17 protein-coding genes are annotated in these 19,105 nt (G+C 68.7%); 6 read left to right on the forward strand and 11 right to left on the reverse strand.

Annotated features, from left to right (window positions below; translation table 11 throughout):
• The first annotated feature begins 191 nt into the window (after positions 1-191).
• Positions 192-560: a hypothetical protein gene (locus AB1L88_RS11215; protein ID WP_367096746.1), complete on the forward strand. Its 369-nt coding sequence runs from the start codon at positions 192-194 to the stop codon at positions 558-560.
• A gap of 123 nt (positions 561-683) precedes the next feature.
• Positions 684-2,753, forward strand: coding sequence for an NAD(+) synthase (gene nadE / locus AB1L88_RS11220; protein ID WP_367096747.1), 2,070 nt, complete (start codon positions 684-686; stop codon positions 2,751-2,753).
• On the opposite strand, the gene AB1L88_RS11225 is transcribed toward nadE, so the two are convergent.
• The 11 genes from AB1L88_RS11225 to pheA form a co-directional block, all read right to left on the reverse strand.
• On the reverse strand, positions 2,735-3,451 hold the full coding sequence (locus AB1L88_RS11225) for a DUF4058 family protein (protein WP_367096748.1): 717 nt from the start codon (positions 3,449-3,451) through the stop codon (positions 2,735-2,737). The two genes, nadE and AB1L88_RS11225, sit on opposite strands and share 19 nt — an antisense overlap.
• A gap of 93 nt (positions 3,452-3,544) precedes the next feature.
• Complete coding sequence (locus AB1L88_RS11230) at positions 3,545-5,821, reverse strand: DNA translocase FtsK (protein WP_367096749.1); 2,277 nt, start codon at positions 5,819-5,821, stop codon at positions 3,545-3,547.
• A 189-nt stretch (positions 5,822-6,010) separates the two neighbouring features.
• The gene (locus tag AB1L88_RS11235) at positions 6,011-6,286 is read right to left on the reverse strand and encodes a DNA-directed RNA polymerase subunit omega (RefSeq protein ID WP_367096750.1); all 276 of its coding nucleotides are present in this window, start codon (positions 6,284-6,286) and stop codon (positions 6,011-6,013) included.
• Complete coding sequence (gmk, locus tag AB1L88_RS11240; RefSeq protein ID WP_367096751.1) at positions 6,279-6,881, reverse strand: guanylate kinase; 603 nt, start codon at positions 6,879-6,881, stop codon at positions 6,279-6,281. The genes AB1L88_RS11235 and gmk overlap by 8 nt, the downstream gene beginning before the upstream one ends.
• 80 nt (positions 6,882-6,961) lie before the next feature.
• A complete protein-coding gene (locus tag AB1L88_RS11245) occupies positions 6,962-7,843 on the reverse strand; it encodes a YicC/YloC family endoribonuclease (protein WP_367096752.1) in 882 nt (293 codons plus the stop codon).
• A gap of 159 nt (positions 7,844-8,002) precedes the next feature.
• Entirely contained in the window at positions 8,003-8,563 is a 561-nt protein-coding gene (gene secG, locus AB1L88_RS11250) for a preprotein translocase subunit SecG (RefSeq protein WP_367096753.1), read from the reverse strand.
• Positions 8,564-8,704: 141 nt separating this feature from the next.
• The gene (gene tpiA / locus AB1L88_RS11255) at positions 8,705-9,487 is read right to left on the reverse strand and encodes a triose-phosphate isomerase (RefSeq protein WP_367096754.1); all 783 of its coding nucleotides are present in this window, start codon (positions 9,485-9,487) and stop codon (positions 8,705-8,707) included.
• Between the two features lie 146 nt (positions 9,488-9,633).
• On the reverse strand, positions 9,634-10,671 hold the full coding sequence (gene aroF / locus AB1L88_RS11260) for a 3-deoxy-7-phosphoheptulonate synthase (protein ID WP_367096755.1): 1,038 nt from the start codon (positions 10,669-10,671) through the stop codon (positions 9,634-9,636).
• Positions 10,672-11,654: 983 nt separating this feature from the next.
• Complete coding sequence (locus AB1L88_RS11265) at positions 11,655-12,536, reverse strand: methyltransferase domain-containing protein (RefSeq protein WP_367096756.1); 882 nt, start codon at positions 12,534-12,536, stop codon at positions 11,655-11,657.
• 254 nt (positions 12,537-12,790) lie between these two features.
• Positions 12,791-13,444 carry a DUF4058 family protein gene (locus tag AB1L88_RS11270; RefSeq protein WP_367096757.1) on the reverse strand — a complete coding sequence of 218 codons (654 nt, stop codon included), beginning with the start codon at positions 13,442-13,444 and terminating at the stop codon, positions 12,791-12,793.
• A 46-nt stretch (positions 13,445-13,490) separates the two neighbouring features.
• Complete coding sequence (pheA, locus tag AB1L88_RS11275; protein ID WP_367096758.1) at positions 13,491-14,663, reverse strand: prephenate dehydratase; 1,173 nt, start codon at positions 14,661-14,663, stop codon at positions 13,491-13,493.
• A 504-nt stretch (positions 14,664-15,167) separates the two neighbouring features.
• Here pheA and dnaK point away from each other — a divergent pair.
• The 4 genes from dnaK (at position 15,168) to AB1L88_RS11295 (ending at position 19,092) form a co-directional block, all read left to right on the forward strand.
• Complete coding sequence (gene dnaK, locus AB1L88_RS11280) at positions 15,168-17,108, forward strand: molecular chaperone DnaK (RefSeq protein ID WP_367096759.1); 1,941 nt, start codon at positions 15,168-15,170, stop codon at positions 17,106-17,108.
• Positions 17,109-17,349: 241 nt separating this feature from the next.
• Positions 17,350-17,754, forward strand: a complete 405-nt coding sequence (locus tag AB1L88_RS11285; RefSeq protein ID WP_367096760.1) for a hypothetical protein — start codon at positions 17,350-17,352, stop codon at positions 17,752-17,754.
• Positions 17,755-17,797: 43 nt separating this feature from the next.
• The gene (locus AB1L88_RS11290) at positions 17,798-18,334 is read left to right on the forward strand and encodes an SMI1/KNR4 family protein (RefSeq protein ID WP_367096761.1); all 537 of its coding nucleotides are present in this window, start codon (positions 17,798-17,800) and stop codon (positions 18,332-18,334) included.
• A gap of 56 nt (positions 18,335-18,390) precedes the next feature.
• Positions 18,391-19,092 (forward strand): Uma2 family endonuclease, encoded by a 702-nt coding sequence (locus AB1L88_RS11295; protein ID WP_367096762.1) that lies wholly within the window; start codon positions 18,391-18,393, stop codon positions 19,090-19,092.
• Positions 19,093-19,105 lie beyond the last annotated feature (13 nt).

Here is a 19,105-nt window from a genome sequence, read left to right on the forward strand (position 1 = left end):
GGGCGGGTGTCGGGGCGTGCTGCCCTCGGCGTACCCCGCGCCCGGGAGCGGGCGGAGGTCCCGCCGGGGTCGTCCCGGTCGTCCCCCTCCTGTCCACGCCGGGGGAAAAATGCGAGAATATGGCGAGCAACGGGGCGAATGACCCCTGTTGCGTTTCGTCCTGCGCGATCCAGCCGAGAGGGCCGACCATCATGATCGCCATTCCCTTCGCCTGCACCGACTGGTCCTCATTCCACGAGCTGAAGGGGCTGGTCCGCCTGGAAGACGACGAGCTGGTGCTCGAATTCCGGGTGAATTACTGGGGATGCTACTCGAAGGCCAAGGTGCACGAGGTCCGGATTCCCCGGGAGCTGGTGTCGGCCGTCGGCCTGCGCGAGGGGTGGTTCGGCGACCAGTTGACCCTCCAGACCGCCTCGCTGCGCGCCTGGGGCGACTTCAACGGGGCCCCCGACGGCCGCGCCCGGCTCCGGGTCGATCGCGCCGACCGGGCCGCGGCCCGCGAGCTGGTCGCGATCCTGGCCCCCGAGAAGATGGCCGAGCCGGTCGACGAGTATCTTTGAACCAATCCACGCCCACGCGGGCGGCGATGGCTGGGCTTGGGCGGCGATTCGTCCTACACTGTCAGGACTGACGAGCCGATCTCAAGAAACCCAATCCCCGAAGAGCCCAGGGAGGCCATCGCCGTGCTCGCTCGGCATCAGGCACACGTGGCGGTCGCGTCGCTGAACCAGACGGTCGGCGACTGGAGCGGCAACGATCGCCGGATCCGGGAGGTCATCGCCGCGGCCCGGGACGAAGGGGTCCGCCTGCTCTGCCTGCCCGAGATGTGCATCCCCGGCTACAGCCTGGGGGATCGCCTCCTGCGCTCGGGCACGATGGAACGGTCGTGGGCCCGGATGCTCGCCCTGACCGAGGCGACCGAGGGGATCGCCGTGGCCGTCGGCCTGCCGGTCCTGTGCGAGGGGGTCATCTACAACGCGATGGCCCTGCTCGCCGACGGCAAACTCGCCGGCCTGGCCGCGAAGGAAAATCTGGCCACCGGCGACGTCGAGTACGAGAACCGCTACTTCAACCCCTGGCCCCGGGGCCGGGTCGTCGAGCTGCGGGGGCCGGACGGCACCACCGCGCCGCTCGGCACGCAGATGTTCGACCTGCCGGGCCTGGGGGTGGTGGCCTTCGAGATCTGCGAGGACGCCTGGCAGGGGATCCGGCCGGGATCGGCCTATGCCCTGTCGGGGGCCGAGATCTTGATGAATCCGTCGGCCTCGTGGTTCTCGATCGGCAAGCACCGGATGCGCCGCCGGCTCGTCCGGCAGATCAGCCTCGAAGACCATTGCGTGTATCTCTATGCGTCGTTGCTCGGCTGCGACGCCACGCGCTTGATCTTCGACGGCAGCCTGTTCGTCGGCGTGAACGGCCGGATCGAGGCCGAGGGGCGCCGGTTCGTCTTCGACCGCGAGTGGGAGCTGGTCCACCGGGTCGTCGACCTGGGAGAGATCCGCCACTCCCGGATGGAGGAAGGTTCCTGGCGCGGCCAGCTCGCCCGGGTCGGCGTCGATGCGATCCCGCAGACGGTCCGCCTGACCGGCGACTTCACGACCGATCGCGTGCCCCCCCCTCCCCCGCCCTATTACGAGCCTCCCGAGCCGGAGCACCCGGACCCGTCGCTCCAGTTCCTCGAAGCGAGCGTTTTGGGGGGGCGGGCCATTACCGGGCGCGATCTGGATTACCTGGAACTGGAGCTTGCGCTCTCCCTCGCCCTGCGCGACTACGTGGGCAAGACGGGGATCCCCTCCTGCTGCCTCGCCCTCTCGGGGGGCCGCGACAGCGGGATGGTCGCCCTGCTCGTGCACCGGATGTATCGCTACGCGAACCCGGGTCTGTCAATCGACGAGGTCCGCCGCCTCGTCTCGGAACGCTTCTTCTGCGCCTATCTCGCCACCGAGAACTCGGGCGAGGCCACCCGCAACGCCGCCCGGGCCGTGGCCGAGGAGGTCGGCGCGACCTATTACGAGACGAACATCCAGGAATCGCTCGATTCGTGCGAGGCCACCGTCTCCCGCCTCACCGGCGACGCCCTCTCGTGGGACAACCCCGCGCACGACATCACGCTCCAGAACATCCAGGCCCGCCTCCGCGGCACCCTGATCTGGACGCTCGCCAACATGCACAATTCCCTCTTGCTCGTCACCAGCAACAAGAGCGAGGCCGCCGTCGGCTACACGACGATGGACGGCGACAGCTCCGGCGGCCTGGCCCCGATCGCCGACGTGCCCAAGAGCCTGGTGAAGCTCTACCTCGCCTGGGCCGCCGACTTCCACGCCTTGACCGGCTTCGACCGGATCAACGTCATGGACGCCACCGCCGAACTCCGCCCGCCCGACAAGGCGCAGACGGATGAAGCGGACTTGATGCCCTTCCCCATCCTCGACCAACTGATGTACGCCTTCGTGCAGCTCTCGCTCGACCCCGTCTCCATCTTCCGACGCCTCTGGCCCGCCTTCGCCGACCACTACGACGGCGACCCCCGCGCCTTCGCCGCCCACATCCGCAAATTCGTCCGCCTCTTCTGCTTCGCCCAGTGGAAGCGTGAACGCTTCGCCATCAGCTTCCGCGTCACCGCCTTCGACCTCGACCCCAAGACCGGGTTCCGCTTCCCCCCCGTCCAGACCCCCTTCACCGACGAACTGGCCGAGCTGGATCGGTATGTGGAGGGCCTGATCTCGGAAACCGATCAAGGTTCGTCGAGGTAGGCATCCGATGCCGCCGCCGCATAGGTTGCCTCCAGGTCGACCGCCACGGCCTCATGCACCGTTAGCGGCAAGGGGATCGTCGGCAAGGGCTGGCCGACGGTCATCGGGCGTCGCCAGACGGCGAGGAGTCGCCCGCCCGTCGCGGCCGACTCGCCGACCCGGTACGAGACGGCATACGGGCTCGGGGTCTTCGGTTGATCCAGGCCGAATTCCCGGGCGATCTCATCTGCGAACGAAAAATCATGGGGCTTGGGCAACAGATCGATGAGGAGGAGATGCACCCCGTCAAGGAGATAGCCGAGATAGCGGTTCAGATAATTGTCTTTCGAGTCGTTGCGATCCTTGTTGCGGGGCGAGATGGTCTCGACCGCCGCGACGAGCCAACCGGCCTGCTCGATGAAGAGCACGATGTCATAGTCGAGTCGTTCGACGGCAACTTCGAAGTCGGGTTCCATCTCCAGTAATGTACCGCCCCCGCCGGTTGGCGGCTCATGGCCCGGGGGGCGGAGATCGGGGTGGAGCTTGACACCAATGTCGGGCCGTCGAACGGCATCACCGATCGCCAGCCTCGGCGCTGTGCCGAGGAAGGCTCGGTAGCCGGCCGGGAGTCGTCGCTTCAGCGATCGGGCCAGTTCCGTGATCCAGAACTGATGCAAAGCACCCCAACCGTCTTCGCGTTTCCAGTCGTGTAGCGGCATCTCGGCCTCCTGGGAACACCCGGCTCCTTGGAGTTTCATCTTCCCAGGGGGCTCGATTCGGGTCAACGGCGGGTGATGGGGCGTGGCCCTCGCTCAGGCCGCGGCCTCGCCGAGGCTCTCGGGCGGATCGTCGCCGGCCTTGAGGGCCTCCCATTCTTCCCACGAGTAGAGGACCTCGCGGGCGGAGCCGGACTTGTACTCGCCGACGATGCCGTCCTCGGCCATGAAGTCGATCAGGCGGGCGGCGCGGCCGTAGCCGATGCCGAGGGCCCGCTGCAGGAGGGAGCAACTGCCGCGCTGCTCCCGGACGATCACCTCGATCGCGGCCTCGTACAACTCGTCGCGGTCCTTCAGGGCCGAGCCGTCCTTGCCGCCGACCCCGGTGCCGACGCGGAGCTGCATCAATTCCTTGCTGAACTCCTGCGGGAACTGGCTCAAATAGTTGCAGATGCGTTCCACTTCCAGGTCCGACACATAGGTGCCCTGCGCCCGGACCAGGTGGGAGGTGCCGGGGATCAGGAACAGCATGTCGCCGTTGCCGAGCAGCTTGTCGGCCCCCATCTCGTCGAGGACGACGCGGCTATCCCCCCGGCTCGACACCTGGAAGGCGATCCGGGCGGGGAGGTTCCCCTTGATCAGGCCGGTGATGACGTCCACGGTCGGCTTCTGCGTGGCGACGATCAGGTGCATGCCGACGGCCCGGGCCTTCTGGGCGAGCCGGACGATGTGGGCCTCGACCTCCTTGGCGGCCGTCATCATCATGTCGCTCATTTCATCCACCACGATGACGATGTGCGGCATGAAGGTCGGGATGCGCTGGGCCTCCTCGTCGTCCTCGGGCTGGAGCCGGGCGTAGATCTCGTCGGGGCCGAGCTGGTTGTAGGAGTGCAGGCTGCGCACCCCGGCGCGGGCGAGGTACGTGTATCGCTCGTCCATCTTCTCGCAGGCCCAGGCGAGGAGCGACTCGGCCTTCTTCATGTCGGTGACGACCGGGTGCATCAGGTGGGGGACTTGCTTATATTGGGACAGCTCCACCATCTTCGGGTCGATGAGGATGAGCTTGCACTCGTCGGGCCGGCGGGTCATGAGGATGGAGGTGATCATCGCGTTCAGGCAGACCGACTTGCCCGTGCCGGTCCGGCCGGCGATGAGCAGGTGGGGCATCTCGGCCAGGTCGAACGCCAGGGGGGAGCCCTTCACGTCCTTGCCCAGGAACAGGGGGATGAACGCCCGCTTCAGGCTGTCGCCGGACGCGACCCCCTCGATCACCTCGCGGAGCCGGACCATCGAGCGGCGCTCGTTGGGCACCTCGATGCCGACGGTCGTCTTGCCCGGGATCGGCGCGACGATCCGGACGCTCGGCACGGCCAGGGCAATGGCCAGGTCGTTGGCCAGGCCGACGATCTTCGAGACGCGCAGGCCGGCCTCCAGCTCGATCTCGAACTGGGTGATGACCGGGCCGGTGTCGATCTGGACCACGCGGACCTGGCAGCCGTGCTCCAAAAGGGTCTTCTCCAGCATCAGGGCGCGGGCCTGGATGGAGGCCTCGCGCTCCTGCACGGGGATGGCCGACGACGGTTCGAGCATGTCCATCGGCGGCCCCTGGTAGCCCGAGGCCGACCGCTGCGGCGATGCCGGCGGGCGGACCGCGGGCACCCCCGGCGTCGGCGGCGGGCCGGCGGTGGCCGCGGCCGGTCGGGTCGGGGCCGGGACCCCTGAGGGCGGGCCCCCCGCGTGGGGGGAAACCGGGGCGGGCAGGTCGGCCCCTCGCGGCCGGGCGATCGCGGGGACGGAAGCACCGTGGTGCGCGGGCATTGGCTCGCCCGCCGCGCCGAGCAGCCCCGGCCGGCGTCGGGGGAGGATGAAGATCAGGTCGTGGCAGAGCGTCAGCCCGACGACCGCCGCCGAGGCGAGCACCAGGGTCAGGCCGATCGGCCCGACCTGGCCGCGGAGCCCCTCGCCGATCAGGACCCCGAGGTATCCGCCCGAGCCGACCGGGGCCGCGCCGGGCAGGTCGGGCCGGAGCTGCTGCAGGGCCGCAGAGGTCACCCCCATGATCACGCCCAGGCCGAGCAATCGGGCGGGCGGGTCGGTGATCGGCCGGGCCATCAGAACCCGGGCCGTGACGATGAGCCAGGCCGGCAAGGCCAGCAAGGCCCCGAAGCCGAAGCCGGTGTACATCAGGTGGGCGAGGGCCGCGCCGACCGGCCCGCAGGGGTTGGCCAGCGCATCACCCCGGTTCGGCGGGTAGACGGCCGTACCGGGGGCGTCGGCCGGGTCGTACCCGAGCAGGCTCAATGCCAGGAACAGGCCGCCCACGAGCAGGGCCAGGCCCCGTCCGTTGCGCCAAAGTCGCTGACGATCGAGCATGAACGCCCCCCGGGCCATCCGACGGGGCCCGGACGCACCCTGATCGAGGTCGCCAGGCGCGACCCTCCGGGGTCGGCCTGTCCGCGACCCCTGGTGCGAACCCGGGCCCGATCGATCCGTTAGGCGATCATCGGCAGATCCGGGCGGCGAGCTTTGCTCCTCGTCGGCCCGATCCGGGGCAAGCCGCGCTCAGTCTTCCGGCTGGGTAAGGTCGACCGTCTCGCCGAGCGGGCCGCCGATGTCCTCGGCCTCGTCCCGCATGCGGACGTTGCCGGCGAGGTCGAGGAAGATCTTGTCCTGCATGATCTCCTGGATCACGATGGCCATCTTGTCTGGCGTCCGGATGTCGACCAGCGGGCGGGCCCCCTGGTTCAGGGCGATCATGCGCTTCTGGATCAGGGTGGAGAGCTTGAACCGGCCGCCGACGCGGTTGACGATCTCTTCTTCCTTCAGTTCCTCATGCATCGCGGGCGTCTCCTCGGCAACCCGACTCGGCCAGCAAGGCGGCCAGGTTGGCCACGGCGCGGTCGAGGTCGTCGTTGATGATGGTGTGGGTGTACAGATGTCTGGATTCGAGTTCGCGTCGGGCGTTGTCGAGCCGACGGCGGACGACGGCCTCGGGTTCGGTGCCGCGCCCCCGGAGGCGGGCTTCGAGGATCTCAAGGTTGGGGACGGTGATGAAGATGGTCTCGGCCGACGGCACGGCGCGGAGGACCTGCATGGCCCCCTGGACGTCGATCTCGAGGATGACGCACTGGCCGGACTCCAGCGAGGCGATGACCGGCTTGATCGGCGTGCCGTAGAGGTTGCCGTGCACCTCGGCCCATTCGAGGAACTCGCCCCGGTCGCGGGCGGCCTCGAAATCGCCCCGGGAGACGAAGTGGTAGTCGCTCCCCTCCACCTCGCCGGGCCGGGCCGGGCGGCTCGTCGCGGAGACCGACAGGCGGGCCCCGACGCCGGGCCGCTGGAGCACGCGGCGCAGGATCGTACTCTTGCCGCATCCGGAGGGGCCGGAGACGACGAGCAGGCGGCCGGGGAGGTGGGTCCAGTCGTAAGTCATGGGGCAGTCGGCAGAAGGCAGGAGGCGGTAGGCAGTCGGGGAGGAGAAGCCGAGCGTTCGGAGATCAGGGGACAGGAAGGTCATTCGACGTTCTGGATCAATTCGCGGATCTTCTCGAGGGCCCCTTTGATCTCGACGACGGAGCGGCTGATCTCGACGTCGTTGGCTTTTGAGCCGATGGTGTTGGTCTCGCGGCCCATCTCCTGGACGACGAATTCGAGCTTGCGGCCGGGGGCGTCGTCGGAGGAGAGGACGGCGTCGAACTGGTCGAGGTGGGCGCGGAGCCGGGTGATCTCCTCGGCGATGTCGGAGCGTTCGGCGAAGATGGCGACCTCGCGGATCAGGTGCTCGGGCTCGATGGTCAGGCCGCGGTCCTGGATCAACGAGGCGACCCGCTCCGTCAGGCGGTCGCGGTAGGCCGAGACGACCTCGGGCACGCGGGAGGCGATCCGGTCGAGGTGGCCGGTGACGTCGAGGGCCAGCGAGCGGAGCTCCTGCCCCATCGACCGGCCTTCTTCGAGCCGGCTGCGCTGGAGCTGATCGAGGGCCTCGACGACGATCGGTTCGAGGGTCGGCCAGTGCTCCCTCGGGTCGTCGAGGGCCGGTCGGGCCGAGTCGACGACGCCGGGCAAGGAGAGCAAGGCCGAGAAGAAGTCGGGGGGCGACTGCTCGCCGCCGAGGAAGGCGAGCAACTGGGCGCGATAGCCTTCCAGGGCGGCGAGGTTCAGCCGGTAATCCTCGGGGCGGCGGAGGGATTCGACCCGGAGGTTGAGCTGGACCGTGCCGCGCTTCAGGCGGTGGCGGACCAGACGCTCGATGTCCGCCTCCAGGGCCGAGAACGGCTCGCTGATGCGGGTCGAGAGCTTCAGGTGCCGCCCGTTGACGCTGCGGACCTCGACGCTGATGGTGCGGGCCTCGTCTTGCCGACGGGCTTCGCCGAATCCGGTCATGCTCAGGAGCACGGCGAGCCCTCCGGGATCAAGGGGGACCAGGTGGAACCAGGGGAGACGAGGCCGATTCGCGGCGCCGGGGTCCCGCCCCAGAATCGAACCCGGGCCCGTCCGCTGCCGGGGCAGCGGCGGGCCGGAACGGGGGAGGCGGGAGTCGTCCTGTCCGTCACGTCAGTTCGACTCGGGGGCCGGAGTCGGGGCCGGGGCCGGATCGCTCTCCGGGGCCGGGGCCGGGGCCGGCGCCGGAGTGGCCGGTTCGCTGGCGGAGGCGCCGGGGGTCGGGGGCAAGTCGGACGTGCCGAGGTCGAGGTCGAGGCCGAGCGGGTCGGCGTCGGCGTCGGTGCCGAGGTCGGCGTCGAAATCCGGGGTCGGGGTGACGGCGCCGGTTCCCTCGGGCAGGAACGCGCCCCCGGGCACCTGCTGGGCGGTCCGGGAGACGTTGGCGTTGACGACCAGGCCCATGTTCAGGGCGATCCAGACCGAGGCGGTGACGATGGTGATCCGGGTGAAGACGTCGCCCGCCCGGGTGCCGAAGGCGCTCGACCCGCCGACGCCGCCGAAGGCCCCGGCGAGCCCGCCCCCCCGGCCGCGCTGGATGAGGACCAGGCCGATCATGAGGATCGAGACGAGGCCGATGAGGATGTAGGTCAGCACGGGCGGCAGCAGGTAGCCGAGGAAGGTGCAGACGACCAGCGCGATGAGGCTGCTGATCACATAGGGCAGGATTTCCACAGTCGGGGACCTCGCTAGGGGATCGATCGGGACGATCGGCGACGAGCAGCAATCAATCGGCAAGACCCGTCGGGCAAGAGGGCCGGGCCGAGGCCCGACGGGCTGGTGGAGCGGTTTGCCTTGGCTTGCCTTCGGTCAAGGTCACGCCTTGCCGGCCTGGGTGACGGTGCGGGCGGCCTCGATGATGCCGAGGAAGTCGGCGGCCTTGAGGCTGGCCCCGCCCACCAGGGCGCCGTCGATGTCGGGGCGGATGAGCAGGTCGGCGGCGTTGTCGGGCTTGACGCTCCCCCCGTATTGGATGACGACCCGGGCGGCGATCGCCTCGCCGAAGCGGTCGGCCAGGCGGGCGCGGATGAAGGCGTGGACGTCCTGGGCCTGTTCGGGGCTGGCGGTCTTGCCGGTGCCGATGGCCCAGACGGGCTCATAGGCCAGGACGACGCCGGCCATCTGGTCGGGTTCGAGGCCGGCGAGCGAGCCGTCGAGCTGTTCGGCCACGACGGCCTCGGTGCGGTCCCCTTCCCGTTCGTCGAGGGTCTCGCCGATGCAGACGATCGGGATGAGACCGGCCTTCAGGGCGGCGTGGAGCTTCTGGTTGATGAAGGCGTCGGTCTCGCCGAGGCCGTGCCGGCGCTCGCTGTGGCCGAGGATGACGTGGGTGCAGCCGACGTCGTTGAGCATCGCGCCCGAGAGTTCGCCGGTGTAGGCGCCCGAGGGTTCGGGGTGCATGTTCTGCCCGCCGAGGCCAACGGGGGAGTTGGCCAGGGCGGTGTCGATCCGGTGCAGGAAGACCGAAGGGGGGCAGACGGCGACGCGGACGGCGTGGTCCTGGCCGACGCCCTCCTTGACGGCCTCGGCCAGGGCGACGGCGTCGGCCTCGGTCGAGGGGTTCATCTTCCAGTTGCCGGCGATGAACAAGGGTCGCATCAGGCGGAGTCCCGGGCGTTAAGGGGTTGCGGGATCTTTGGGTTCGCGTAGGGTCCGCTGTGCGGACCGATCGTTTCGGGGTGATCCGGCAGGTCGGTCCGCACGGCGGACCCTACGACGGTCATTCGGGTCGAGGCGATCGGGGGTCAGACGGCCAGGCTCTCGCACGAGTCGACGGTACGGCCGAGGACCTCGGCCAGGCGTCGGAGGTCGTCGACGAGGGCGGCGAACTGGTCGGGCAGGAGGGCCTGCGGGCCGTCGGAGAGGGCCTTCTCGGGGCAGGTGTGGACCTCGATGTGGACGCCGTCGGCCCCGGCGGCGACCGAGGCGCGGGCCATGGCCGGGATCAGGTCGGGCCGGCCAGTGGCGTGGCTCGGGTCGGCGACGATCGGCAGGTGGCTCTGGCCCTGGGCGTTGGGGATGGCCGAGAGGTCCATCATGTTGCGGGTCGAGTCCTCGAAGCTTCGGACGCCGCGCTCGCAGAGGATGACCTTGTGGTTGCCCTGCGACATGATGTATTCGGCCGACATGAGGAGATCCTTGACCGTGGCGCTCATGCCCCGCTTGAGCATGACCGGCTTGTCGGTGCGGCCGACCTCCTTGAGCAGGTCGAAGTTCTGCATGTTGCGGGCGCCGATCTGGAGCATGTCGGCGTAGTCGCAGACGAGGTCGAGCTGGCGGGGGTCCATGACCTCGGTGATCGTGGGCATGCCGAAGCGGTCGCCGGCGGCCTTGAGGAGCTTCAGGCCGTCTTCGCCCATCCCCTGGAAGCTGTAGGGGCTGGTGCGGGGCTTGAAGGCGCCGCCGCGGAGGATGTTGGCCCCGGCGTTGCGGACGGCCTCCGCGATGCCGAACAGCGACTCCTCGCACTCGATGGCGCAGGGGCCGGCGATGATGCCGAGGTGCCCGCCGCCGATGCGGATGCCCTTGGCCTCGATGACCGACGGCTCGGGCCGGAACTCGCGGCTGGCGAGCTTGAAGGGCTTGAGGACCGGGATGACCTGTTCCACGCCGTCGATGGCCTGCAAGGGGGTGGCCTGGAGCTTGCGCTCGTCGCCGATGACGCCGATGATGGTCCGGGAGACGCCCTGGCTGAGGTGGGGCTGGAATCCGAGTTCTTCGATCCGCTCCAGGACGTGCTGAATCTGGTCGGGGGTCGGCTGCGGCTTCAGGACAATGATCATCGGCCTCGGATCTCCGGCTCGATCGGTGCGGACTCGTGATGGCGGCGGCGGCACGGTCGGTCGAGCCGATGGACCCGGGTGCGTGGCGCACCCTCCCCGACTCGGGTGTGGAAACGTCACAGTGTACCGGACCGGTCCGGGCAACGGAAGTGCAAAGCCGGACGTGGAAACGGTCGGGCCGGGAGGGGGGATTCGGCAGGGCGTGCCCGATGAGTTGCGGTGCGCGGGTTGATGCGCCCCTTGATGCGCCGCCAGGAGGCCGGGGGCGGGAGGGGTTTTCTGTTGGGGGATAAGACGTTGCGGCGAGGAGGCGTGGTTCGTTTCGGGAATCGGAGGGGGGAGGTGTGAGCCACGGATGGAACACGGATGGAACACGGACGGGAGGGGAAGGTGGGGAGGGGTGGAGGGGGGATGAGCGAGGGAGGGGGAGGCCCGGTGCGCCGGTCGGTGCGCGGCCCGGTGCGCTGGTTGATGCGCAGCGTGATGCGCCGGGATTGGAATGGGGGCGATGGAGGAAACGATTGGTAATAAGGGAGTTGCGGCGAGGGGGTGGAGTTCGTTTCGGGAATTCGGGGGAAGTTCGTCTCGAGAGCCGGAGGGGGATTCGTTTCGGGAATCGGAGGGAGGGCAGCGGCGCTCGATGAGAGTCGGGCGCATGGAGTGGTGAGCCGGTGGAAACGGCGTGCAAGGAGTCGTGGATTGGTGGGTGGATTGAATCAAGGGGGGTGTTTCGTGTTTGGGAGGCCAGGATGGGGCAATCTCTTGGGGATGAGGACCCGGTCGAGGGGATGCAGAGAGTTTGCGACCGTAATGGTGACGCCGCCTGGTGGTTCCGAATACAGTCATCGGACGAGAGCCGAAGTGCCAGCAATGGCTTCAAGGGAGAGCGGTGCAGGAAGATCGGCCGACGAAATGATCGGGAAATGGAGGGGTTTTGGTCACACAAAATTGGGATGAAGGGTGAGGGAAATGGAGGAGGAGGATCAGGCGAGGGGCGGCTTGCGGGCGACGAGCCAGAGGTTGCTGGCGAGGAGCTTCAGGGGCCAGGCCCGTTCGAGCAGGGCGTTGAGCCGGTAGAGGGGGCGGTCGAGGCGGTTGAAGGCGGTCTGGAGCCAGCGGGGGAAGCCGTAGAGCATCGTCGGCAGGACGAAGGCGAAGCCGGCGTCGAGGACCTGGAAGCCGGCGGCCCGGAGGATGGTGGTGGTGGTGGCGATCGTGTAGAGGCGGTCGTGGGCGTTGTGCCTCAGGGTGCGCTGGAGGGCCTCGGTGTAGCTGAAGCGGTGCGGCAGGCAGGTGATGACGAAGGTGCCGCCGGGCCGGAGGATGCGGGCGACCTCGTGGAGCGAGGTGGCGTCGTCGGCGACGTGTTCGAGGACGCCGTTGGAGGTGATGACGTCGAAGAAGCCGTCGGGATAGGGCATGAAGACGGGGTGTTCGAGCTGCCGGTACTGCAAGGCGCTGAACCGGTGCAGGACGTGGAAGGGGCCGGGCGGGTAGAGGTCGGCGCCGTGCAGCTCCAGGGCGTCGCCGAGGCGGAGGCGGTAGACGCAGGAGTCGATCGCGTGCTGGCAGCCCCACTCGAAGACGCGGCCGTGCAGGTGCGGGGTGATCTGGTCGAGCACCCGGAGGCGGCGGCGGAGGGGGATGTCCTGCTCGATGTGGGCGGCGGTGTAGGCGAAGTCGGTGCCGAGGACGCCGGAGATGGTGTCCTCACGCTTCTGGCGGTCCCAGAGGGCGCGGATCTGCTGGATCTCGGCGTCGTGGTCCCAGCGGACCGGGACGGGTGCGGCCCCCTGCCCTTCGCGTTGAAAGGATTGCGAGGGACGCGTGAGGCTGGGGCGGGTCGACGCCGGATGGTCGGCCATGGGGGCGGGTTCCTTCCCGGGGGAGATGGCGGTTTGGTCGGGAGATTTGTGCGCGACCGCAGGGGTTTCCTGGGGTGGCTGGGGTCGTCTTGACCCGGAGAGCGAATGGGCAGTCGGGCGGCCCGTGCGGTGTTGACTGGGGGCAGGATGATCCTGACCACCTCGCTGGGCACTCCGGCGGTTTCCGTTTGCTCGCAGCGTCGGGGGGACGGAGCCCTGTGATTGTGTTCTATCGTCGATTCGGCCGGTCTTGTCTAGCGGAGCCCTCGGCCGCGGAGGAGGCCATCGGCCCAGGCGGCATCTGCGCCGGAGAGGGGGGGGATGGGGTCGGCGCGGTAGTCGGTGTGGTCGTAGCGGCCGTTGGCGTAGGCGCGGTCGATGAGGGCCTGGAGGTCGAGCGGGATGTCGTCGTCCGAGTCGCGGAGGGGGATGGGGAGGATCGGGAGGCGTTCTCGGAGCGAAAGGCGGAAGAGGACGGGGGAGGAAGGGGCGCCGGCTCGCCAGATGCTACCCAGGTAGGCCGAGCGATCCGGGTCGGGGACGAAGCGATCGAAGAGGGAGACGCGATCGCCATCCCTGCGGAGGTCGATCTCGACCTGATTGATCCCGAGGGCCGATCGTTCGGCCTGATCGCGGCGGAGCCAATCGCGGAGGGGGCCGGGCCGTTTGTCCTGAGGGCCGAAGAACTCGACCGTCGTGATCACCCGGCCGTCGTCCTGGAGGATTTTCAGGTAGCGGCTCCGAAGGATCTCGTCGTCGCCGATCCACTCGCGGTGATCGATCCGGGCGCGGAGGTCGTCCGGCAATCGGGAGTTGAGCGCATGGCTTCCATAGACGAGCACGGACGCACTCACGTCGCCCCACCAGGCGTCCAGGTACGGGTCCATGCCGGGGAAGGGGCTGGTCATGGGCACGAGGCTCCCGGGGACGAGAGGGGGATGCCCGCCGTGACCGTCAGCTCTCGACGGAGCCGACGCGGGGGTAGGAGCCGAGGACTTCGAGGCGTTCGCAGCGCTTGCGGACGGTGTCGAGGACCTTGGAGACGTCGGGGTCCTGGGCGTGGCCTTCGACGTCGAGGAAGAAGAGGTAGGAGGGGTTGGCGCCGGGGAAGCTCTCGGCGGAGAAGGGGAAGGACTCGATCATCGTCAGGTTCAGGCCGGCCTTCTCGAACGGGGAGAGGACCTTGGAGAGGGCGCCGGCCTGGTTGGAGATGCGGAGCAGGAGGGTGGTCTTGTCGCGGCCGGTGGGGGCCTCGGACTGCTCGGCGATGACGGCGAAGCGGGTGACGTTGTAGAGCTGGTCCTCGATGTTCTCGGCCAGGACGTCGAGCCCGTAGGCGTCGGCGGCGGTCCGGCTGGCGATGGCGGCGGAGAACTGCTCGCGCTGGGCGATCTCGGCGGCGTGGGCGGTCGAGACGACCTCGACGAGCGAGGCCTGGGGCAGGTTCTTGCTCAGCCAGTGGCGGCACTGGGAGAGGGCCTGGGCCTTCGAGTAGACGCGGCGGACGTCGGCCCAGGGGGACTTGCCGAGCAGGCAGTGGTGGATCCGCAGCTTGACCTCGGCGCGGATCTTCAAACCGGCGTGGCGGGTGAACATCTCCAGGGTGTCGGAGATGCGGCCGTCGGTCGAGTTCTCCAGGGGGACGAGGCCGAACTGGACGTGGCGGCGGTTGACCTCCTCGAAGACGGCGGCGATCGAGCCGACGGGGACGTGCTCGACGGCGTTGCCGAACTTGGCGATCGAGGCCAGGTGGCTGTAGCTGTATTTGGGGCCGAGGCAGGCCACGCGGAGGCTGCGCTGGACGGACCGCGAGCCGCTCATCAGCTCCCGGAAGATCAGGCGGATGGTGTCCGCGGGCAAGGGGCCCCTGCTCTGGGCGAGGGCCTTGTCGATGACCTCCTCCTCGCGGGCGGGGGACCAGACCTCCAGGCCGTCGCGTTCCTTGACCTGGCCGATCTGGGAGGCGACCTCGGCGCGTCGGTTCAGGAGCTGGACGAGATCCTTGTCGATCCGGTCGATCTCGGCCCGGAGGCTGGCCAGGGTCGGGGCGCGTCGGGCGTCGACACGGCCTTTCCCCCGGCGTTGGGTGGCGTCGGGGGAGGGGTCGCCTTTGGGCTTCGTCGGCATCGGGACTCTCGTCGGCGAGCGGTCGGCCCCGGGAGGGGGCGGGGGAGGCGGGGGACTTCGACTCGGTTGGATTGCAAAGTGATTACAAGGGGGTGGATGGGATGTCAAGCGAATTCTCTTTGGCCGCTTCCGCCCCCGGTCGACTTCGCTTACAATCGGGCGGATGAGGGTCGCGGCCGGGCCGGCGTCCGGGTTCTGCCAAATCGGCAGGGCTGGGAGACGCGGCCCGGAACGGGGCCTGCCATTTCGGCGCTTGCCGGACGGGTTTCGGGCGGATTCCGCGGGGGTCTTCTCGCCGGAACATCGTTGCTTTCAGGGGCTTGCGTTGCTCCGCCGTCGAGTTGCTCGAAGCAATGGTACACCGCTTGCGTTAAGGGACTGATCAGATTGCCCGCCTGGGTGCCCGGGGAGTGATCCGGGTCTTGCAGGACGGGGGGGGCGGGCGGACCCTTTCGGGGTTCGGCCTGGGCCCTGGGGCGGATCACTCGGGAAAGGAGCAGCGACGTGGCAGAAGGCGAAAAGATTATCGGGATCGACCTGGGCACGACCAACAGCGTGGTGGCCGTGATGGAAGGCGGCGACGTGACGGTGATCGCCAACCAGGAAGGCAGCCGGATCACCCCGTCGGTCGTCGCGTTCACGACCAAGGGCGAGACGCTCGTCGGCGAGCCGGCCAAGCGGCAGGCGATCACCAACCCGAAGGGGACCATCTACTCGATCAAGCGCTTCATGGGCCGTCGCCACAGCGAGGTCAAGGGCGAGGAGCGGATGGTCCCGTACGAAATTACGGGCGGGGAGAGCGATTACGTCCGCGTGCAGTCGGGCGGCAAGGACCAGACGCCCCCAGAAATCTCGGCCTTGATCCTCCGGAAGCTGAAGGAAGCGGCCGAGAGCTACCTGGGCCACAAGGTCCGCAAGGCCGTCATCACGGTGCCGGCCTACTTCAACGACAGCCAGCGGCAGGCCACGAAGGACGCCGGCCAGATCGCCGGGCTGGAGGTGGCGCGGATCATCAACGAGCCGACCGCCGCGGCCCTGGCCTACGGCCTTGATAAGAAGAAGAACGAGAAGATCGCCGTCTTCGACCTCGGCGGCGGCACGTTCGACATCTCGATCCTCGACGTCGGCGACGGCGTGTTCGAGGTCCTCTCGACCAACGGCGACACGCACCTCGGCGGCGACGACTGGGACGAGGCGCTGATCCACCACATCGCCAACCAGTTCCAGAGCGAGCAGGGGATCGACCTGCGCAAGGACCAGATGGCCCTGCAGCGCCTGAAGGAGGCGGCCGAGAAGGCCAAGAAAGACCTCTCGTTCCAGGCGCAGGCCGACATCAATCTGCCGTTCATCACGGCCGACCAGACCGGCCCGAAGCACCTGACGATGACCATCAGCCGGGCCGAGTTCGAGAAGCTCACCGACACTCTGTTCGAGCGCTGCAAGGGCCCGGTCAACAAGGCCATGCAGGACGCCGGCCTGAAGCCGAGCGACATCGACGAGGTGGTGCTCGTCGGCGGCTCGACCCGGATGCCGCGCATCCAGCAGATCGTGCAGGACATCTTCGGCAAGGAGCCGCACAAGGGGGTCAACCCCGACGAGGTCGTGGCCATCGGCGCGGCCATCCAGGGGGCGGTCCTGACCGGGGACGTCAAGGACCTGTTGCTCCTGGACGTGACCCCGCTGTCGCTCGGCCTGGAGACGAAGGGGGGCGTGATGACCGTCCTCGTCCCCCGGAACACGACGATCCCGACCGAGAAGAAGGAGACCTTCACCACCGCCGACGACAACCAGTCGGCCGTGACGATCAAGGTCTACCAGGGGGAGCGGCCGATGGCCGGCGACAACCGCCTGCTCGGCGAGTTCAACCTCGACGGCATCCCGCCGGCGCCGATGGGCGTCCCTCAGATTGAGGTGACGTTCAACATCGACGCCAACGGCATCCTCAACGTCTCGGCCCGCGACAAGGGGACGAGCAAGGAGCAGAAGATCACGATCCAGTCCTCGGGCGGCCTGAGTCAGGACGAGATCGAGAAGATGCGGCGCGACGCCGAGAGCCACGCCGCCGACGACAAGCGCCGCCGCGAGCTGGCCGAGGCCCGCAACGAGGCCGAGCAGCACGTCTACCGGATGGAGAAGCTGATCTCCGAGAACAAGGAGAAGCTCTCCGAGGCCGACGTCTCGGCCGTGCAGGCGGCCATCGCGAAGGTCAACGAGGTGAAGACCTCGGACGACCCGGCGACGATCCGGTCGGCCATCGACAACCTGATGCAGGCGAGCCGGGCGATGTCCGAGCACCTGTATGCCGCCTCGGGGGCCCCGGGGGCCGAGGCCGGAGCCGCCGGCGCGGCCGGTCCCGGCGCCGGACAGGCCGCGGGCGGCGACGGCGCCTCGCCGAGCGGCGAGGGCGAGGACGTCATCGACGTCGAGTTCGAAGAGAAGAAGTAACGTGACGCGAGGCGGGTCACCGTGACATGACCCCGGCGGGGTCGCCGATCCGATCGGCCTGGACGCGGTCCGGGCAGCGAACGGACCCGGCGGCCCCGGAGCCGATTCGGCGGCCATCGGGGCACCGCCGATGCCGCCCGGCCCGAGGGCTTGCAAGGCTTTGACCGCACCCACCCCCCTGCCCGGCTCCACCCGATGCCCTGGAGCCGGGCCTCGTTGCCCCGATTCCGGGAGGATGGCGATGGTTCTTGACGATGCCCGGCCGGTCTACCCCTTGCTCGTGAAGATGGCCCGCGAGCTGGCCGAGGACGCTCGCAACGGCAAGCGGGGCGGCTGGGTGACCTACGACGACCTGTGCAAGCGCTGCGGCGAGGAGCTGTCGATCAAGGAATCGCCCCGCACCGTGTTCGCCCGCCGGCTCAAGCCGATCCAGGCCGCCTGCCTGGAACACGACAAGCCCGACCTGGCGGCGCTGGTCATCCAGAAGCCCAAGCGGAGCGATTCGGGAGAGCTGCTCCGCCCCTCGGCCGCCTGGTGGGAGATCTACGTCTCTCGCTCCGAGGCCGAGTCCGAGGACGTGCGCTTCTGGTTCGAGCGGTACCGGGTCGCCCGCGACTTCGACTGGCCGGACGAGCCGTTTTTCTGAGCGAAGGTCGGGTCGGCTCGGCTTCGTGCGAGGAGCCTCGTTGATGAGCACGTCCTTCGACGGTTTCGACCTGGGATCGTTCTGGGAGGAGTCCGACTACGCCCGGGAGCATTACCAGGACGAACCGCCGACCGAGGAACTGGTGCGAGCCATCGAGCGGGAACTCGGCTACCGGCTCCCACGCGCCTACGTCGAGCTGGCGGGGCACCGGAACGGCGGGATCCCTCTGAAGCAGAACCACCGGACCGACAAGCCGACGACCTGGGACGACGACGGCATCGCGATCACCGGGATTTTCTCCATCGGTCGCCAGAAGCGGTATTCACTCTGCGGGCCACTCGGGAGCCGGTTCTGGGTCGACGAGTGGGACTATCCGCCGATCGGCGTCTACTTCGCCAACACCCCGACGGCCGGGCACGACATGGTCGCCCTCGACTACCGCGAGTGCGGCCAGGAGGGTGAGCCGAAGGTCGTGCATGTCGCGCAAGGGGACGAGTTCGAGATCACCGTCGTGGCCGAGGACTTTGCCTCCTTCATCCGGGGCCTGAAGGACGACGACGAGTACGAGGCCGGCGCCTGACCGGCCGATTCGATCGGTCCGAGCGATCGACTCCAAGTGACCGGGAGGACGGGGTGATGGCATCACGAACCGAATCGGACGTCGATCGCCTGAGGCATCCGGACGTGGAGCCGACGCCCGCGGAATCCTGGTACGACCGCTCGACGATCCCGGACGATGAGATGCACACGATCGAGGGCCAGACCGAGGAGGACTTCTTCCGGTTCGCCCCGGAGAATCGCTACTGCGAACTGATTGATGGGGTCGTGTACATGCCCTCTCCCGTGACCTGGCGTCATCAAGAACTTGTTTTTTTCTGGATGTCGTTGCTCTCGACCTTCTGCAGCGAGCGAAATCTGGGGAAGGTCGGGATGGGGCCGGCGGTGCTCCGGATCGCGCCGGGGCGGGATCTTGAGCCGGATGTCTTCGTCGCACCGGTCGGCGTGGAACCGCTTCCCCCGCAGGGGTTGGCGATGGGAGAGGCGGTCTTGGTCGTCGAGATGCTCTCGCCCGGCAACCGCTCGCACGACCTGAAGCGTAAGGCGCAGATCTACCGCGAGGCACGGATCCCGGAGATTGTCTTCGTGGACGATCGGGACAAGGTCCTGATCGTCGAGCGGTTGGCCGGGGACGAGTACGAGACGGTTCGGCTCGGTTCGGGCCGGTGGGAGTCGTCGGCGGTGCCGGGCTTCTGGCTCGACGTCGCGTGGCTCTGGGAAGACCCGTTGCCGAGCCCGCATCGGCGAATCAATTTGGTCCTCGGGAACCCGGCCGGCTGAGCATCGAGACCAG

Source organism: Tautonia sp. JC769, from assembly GCF_040717455.1.
GTDB lineage: Bacteria > Planctomycetota > Planctomycetia > Isosphaerales > Isosphaeraceae > Tautonia.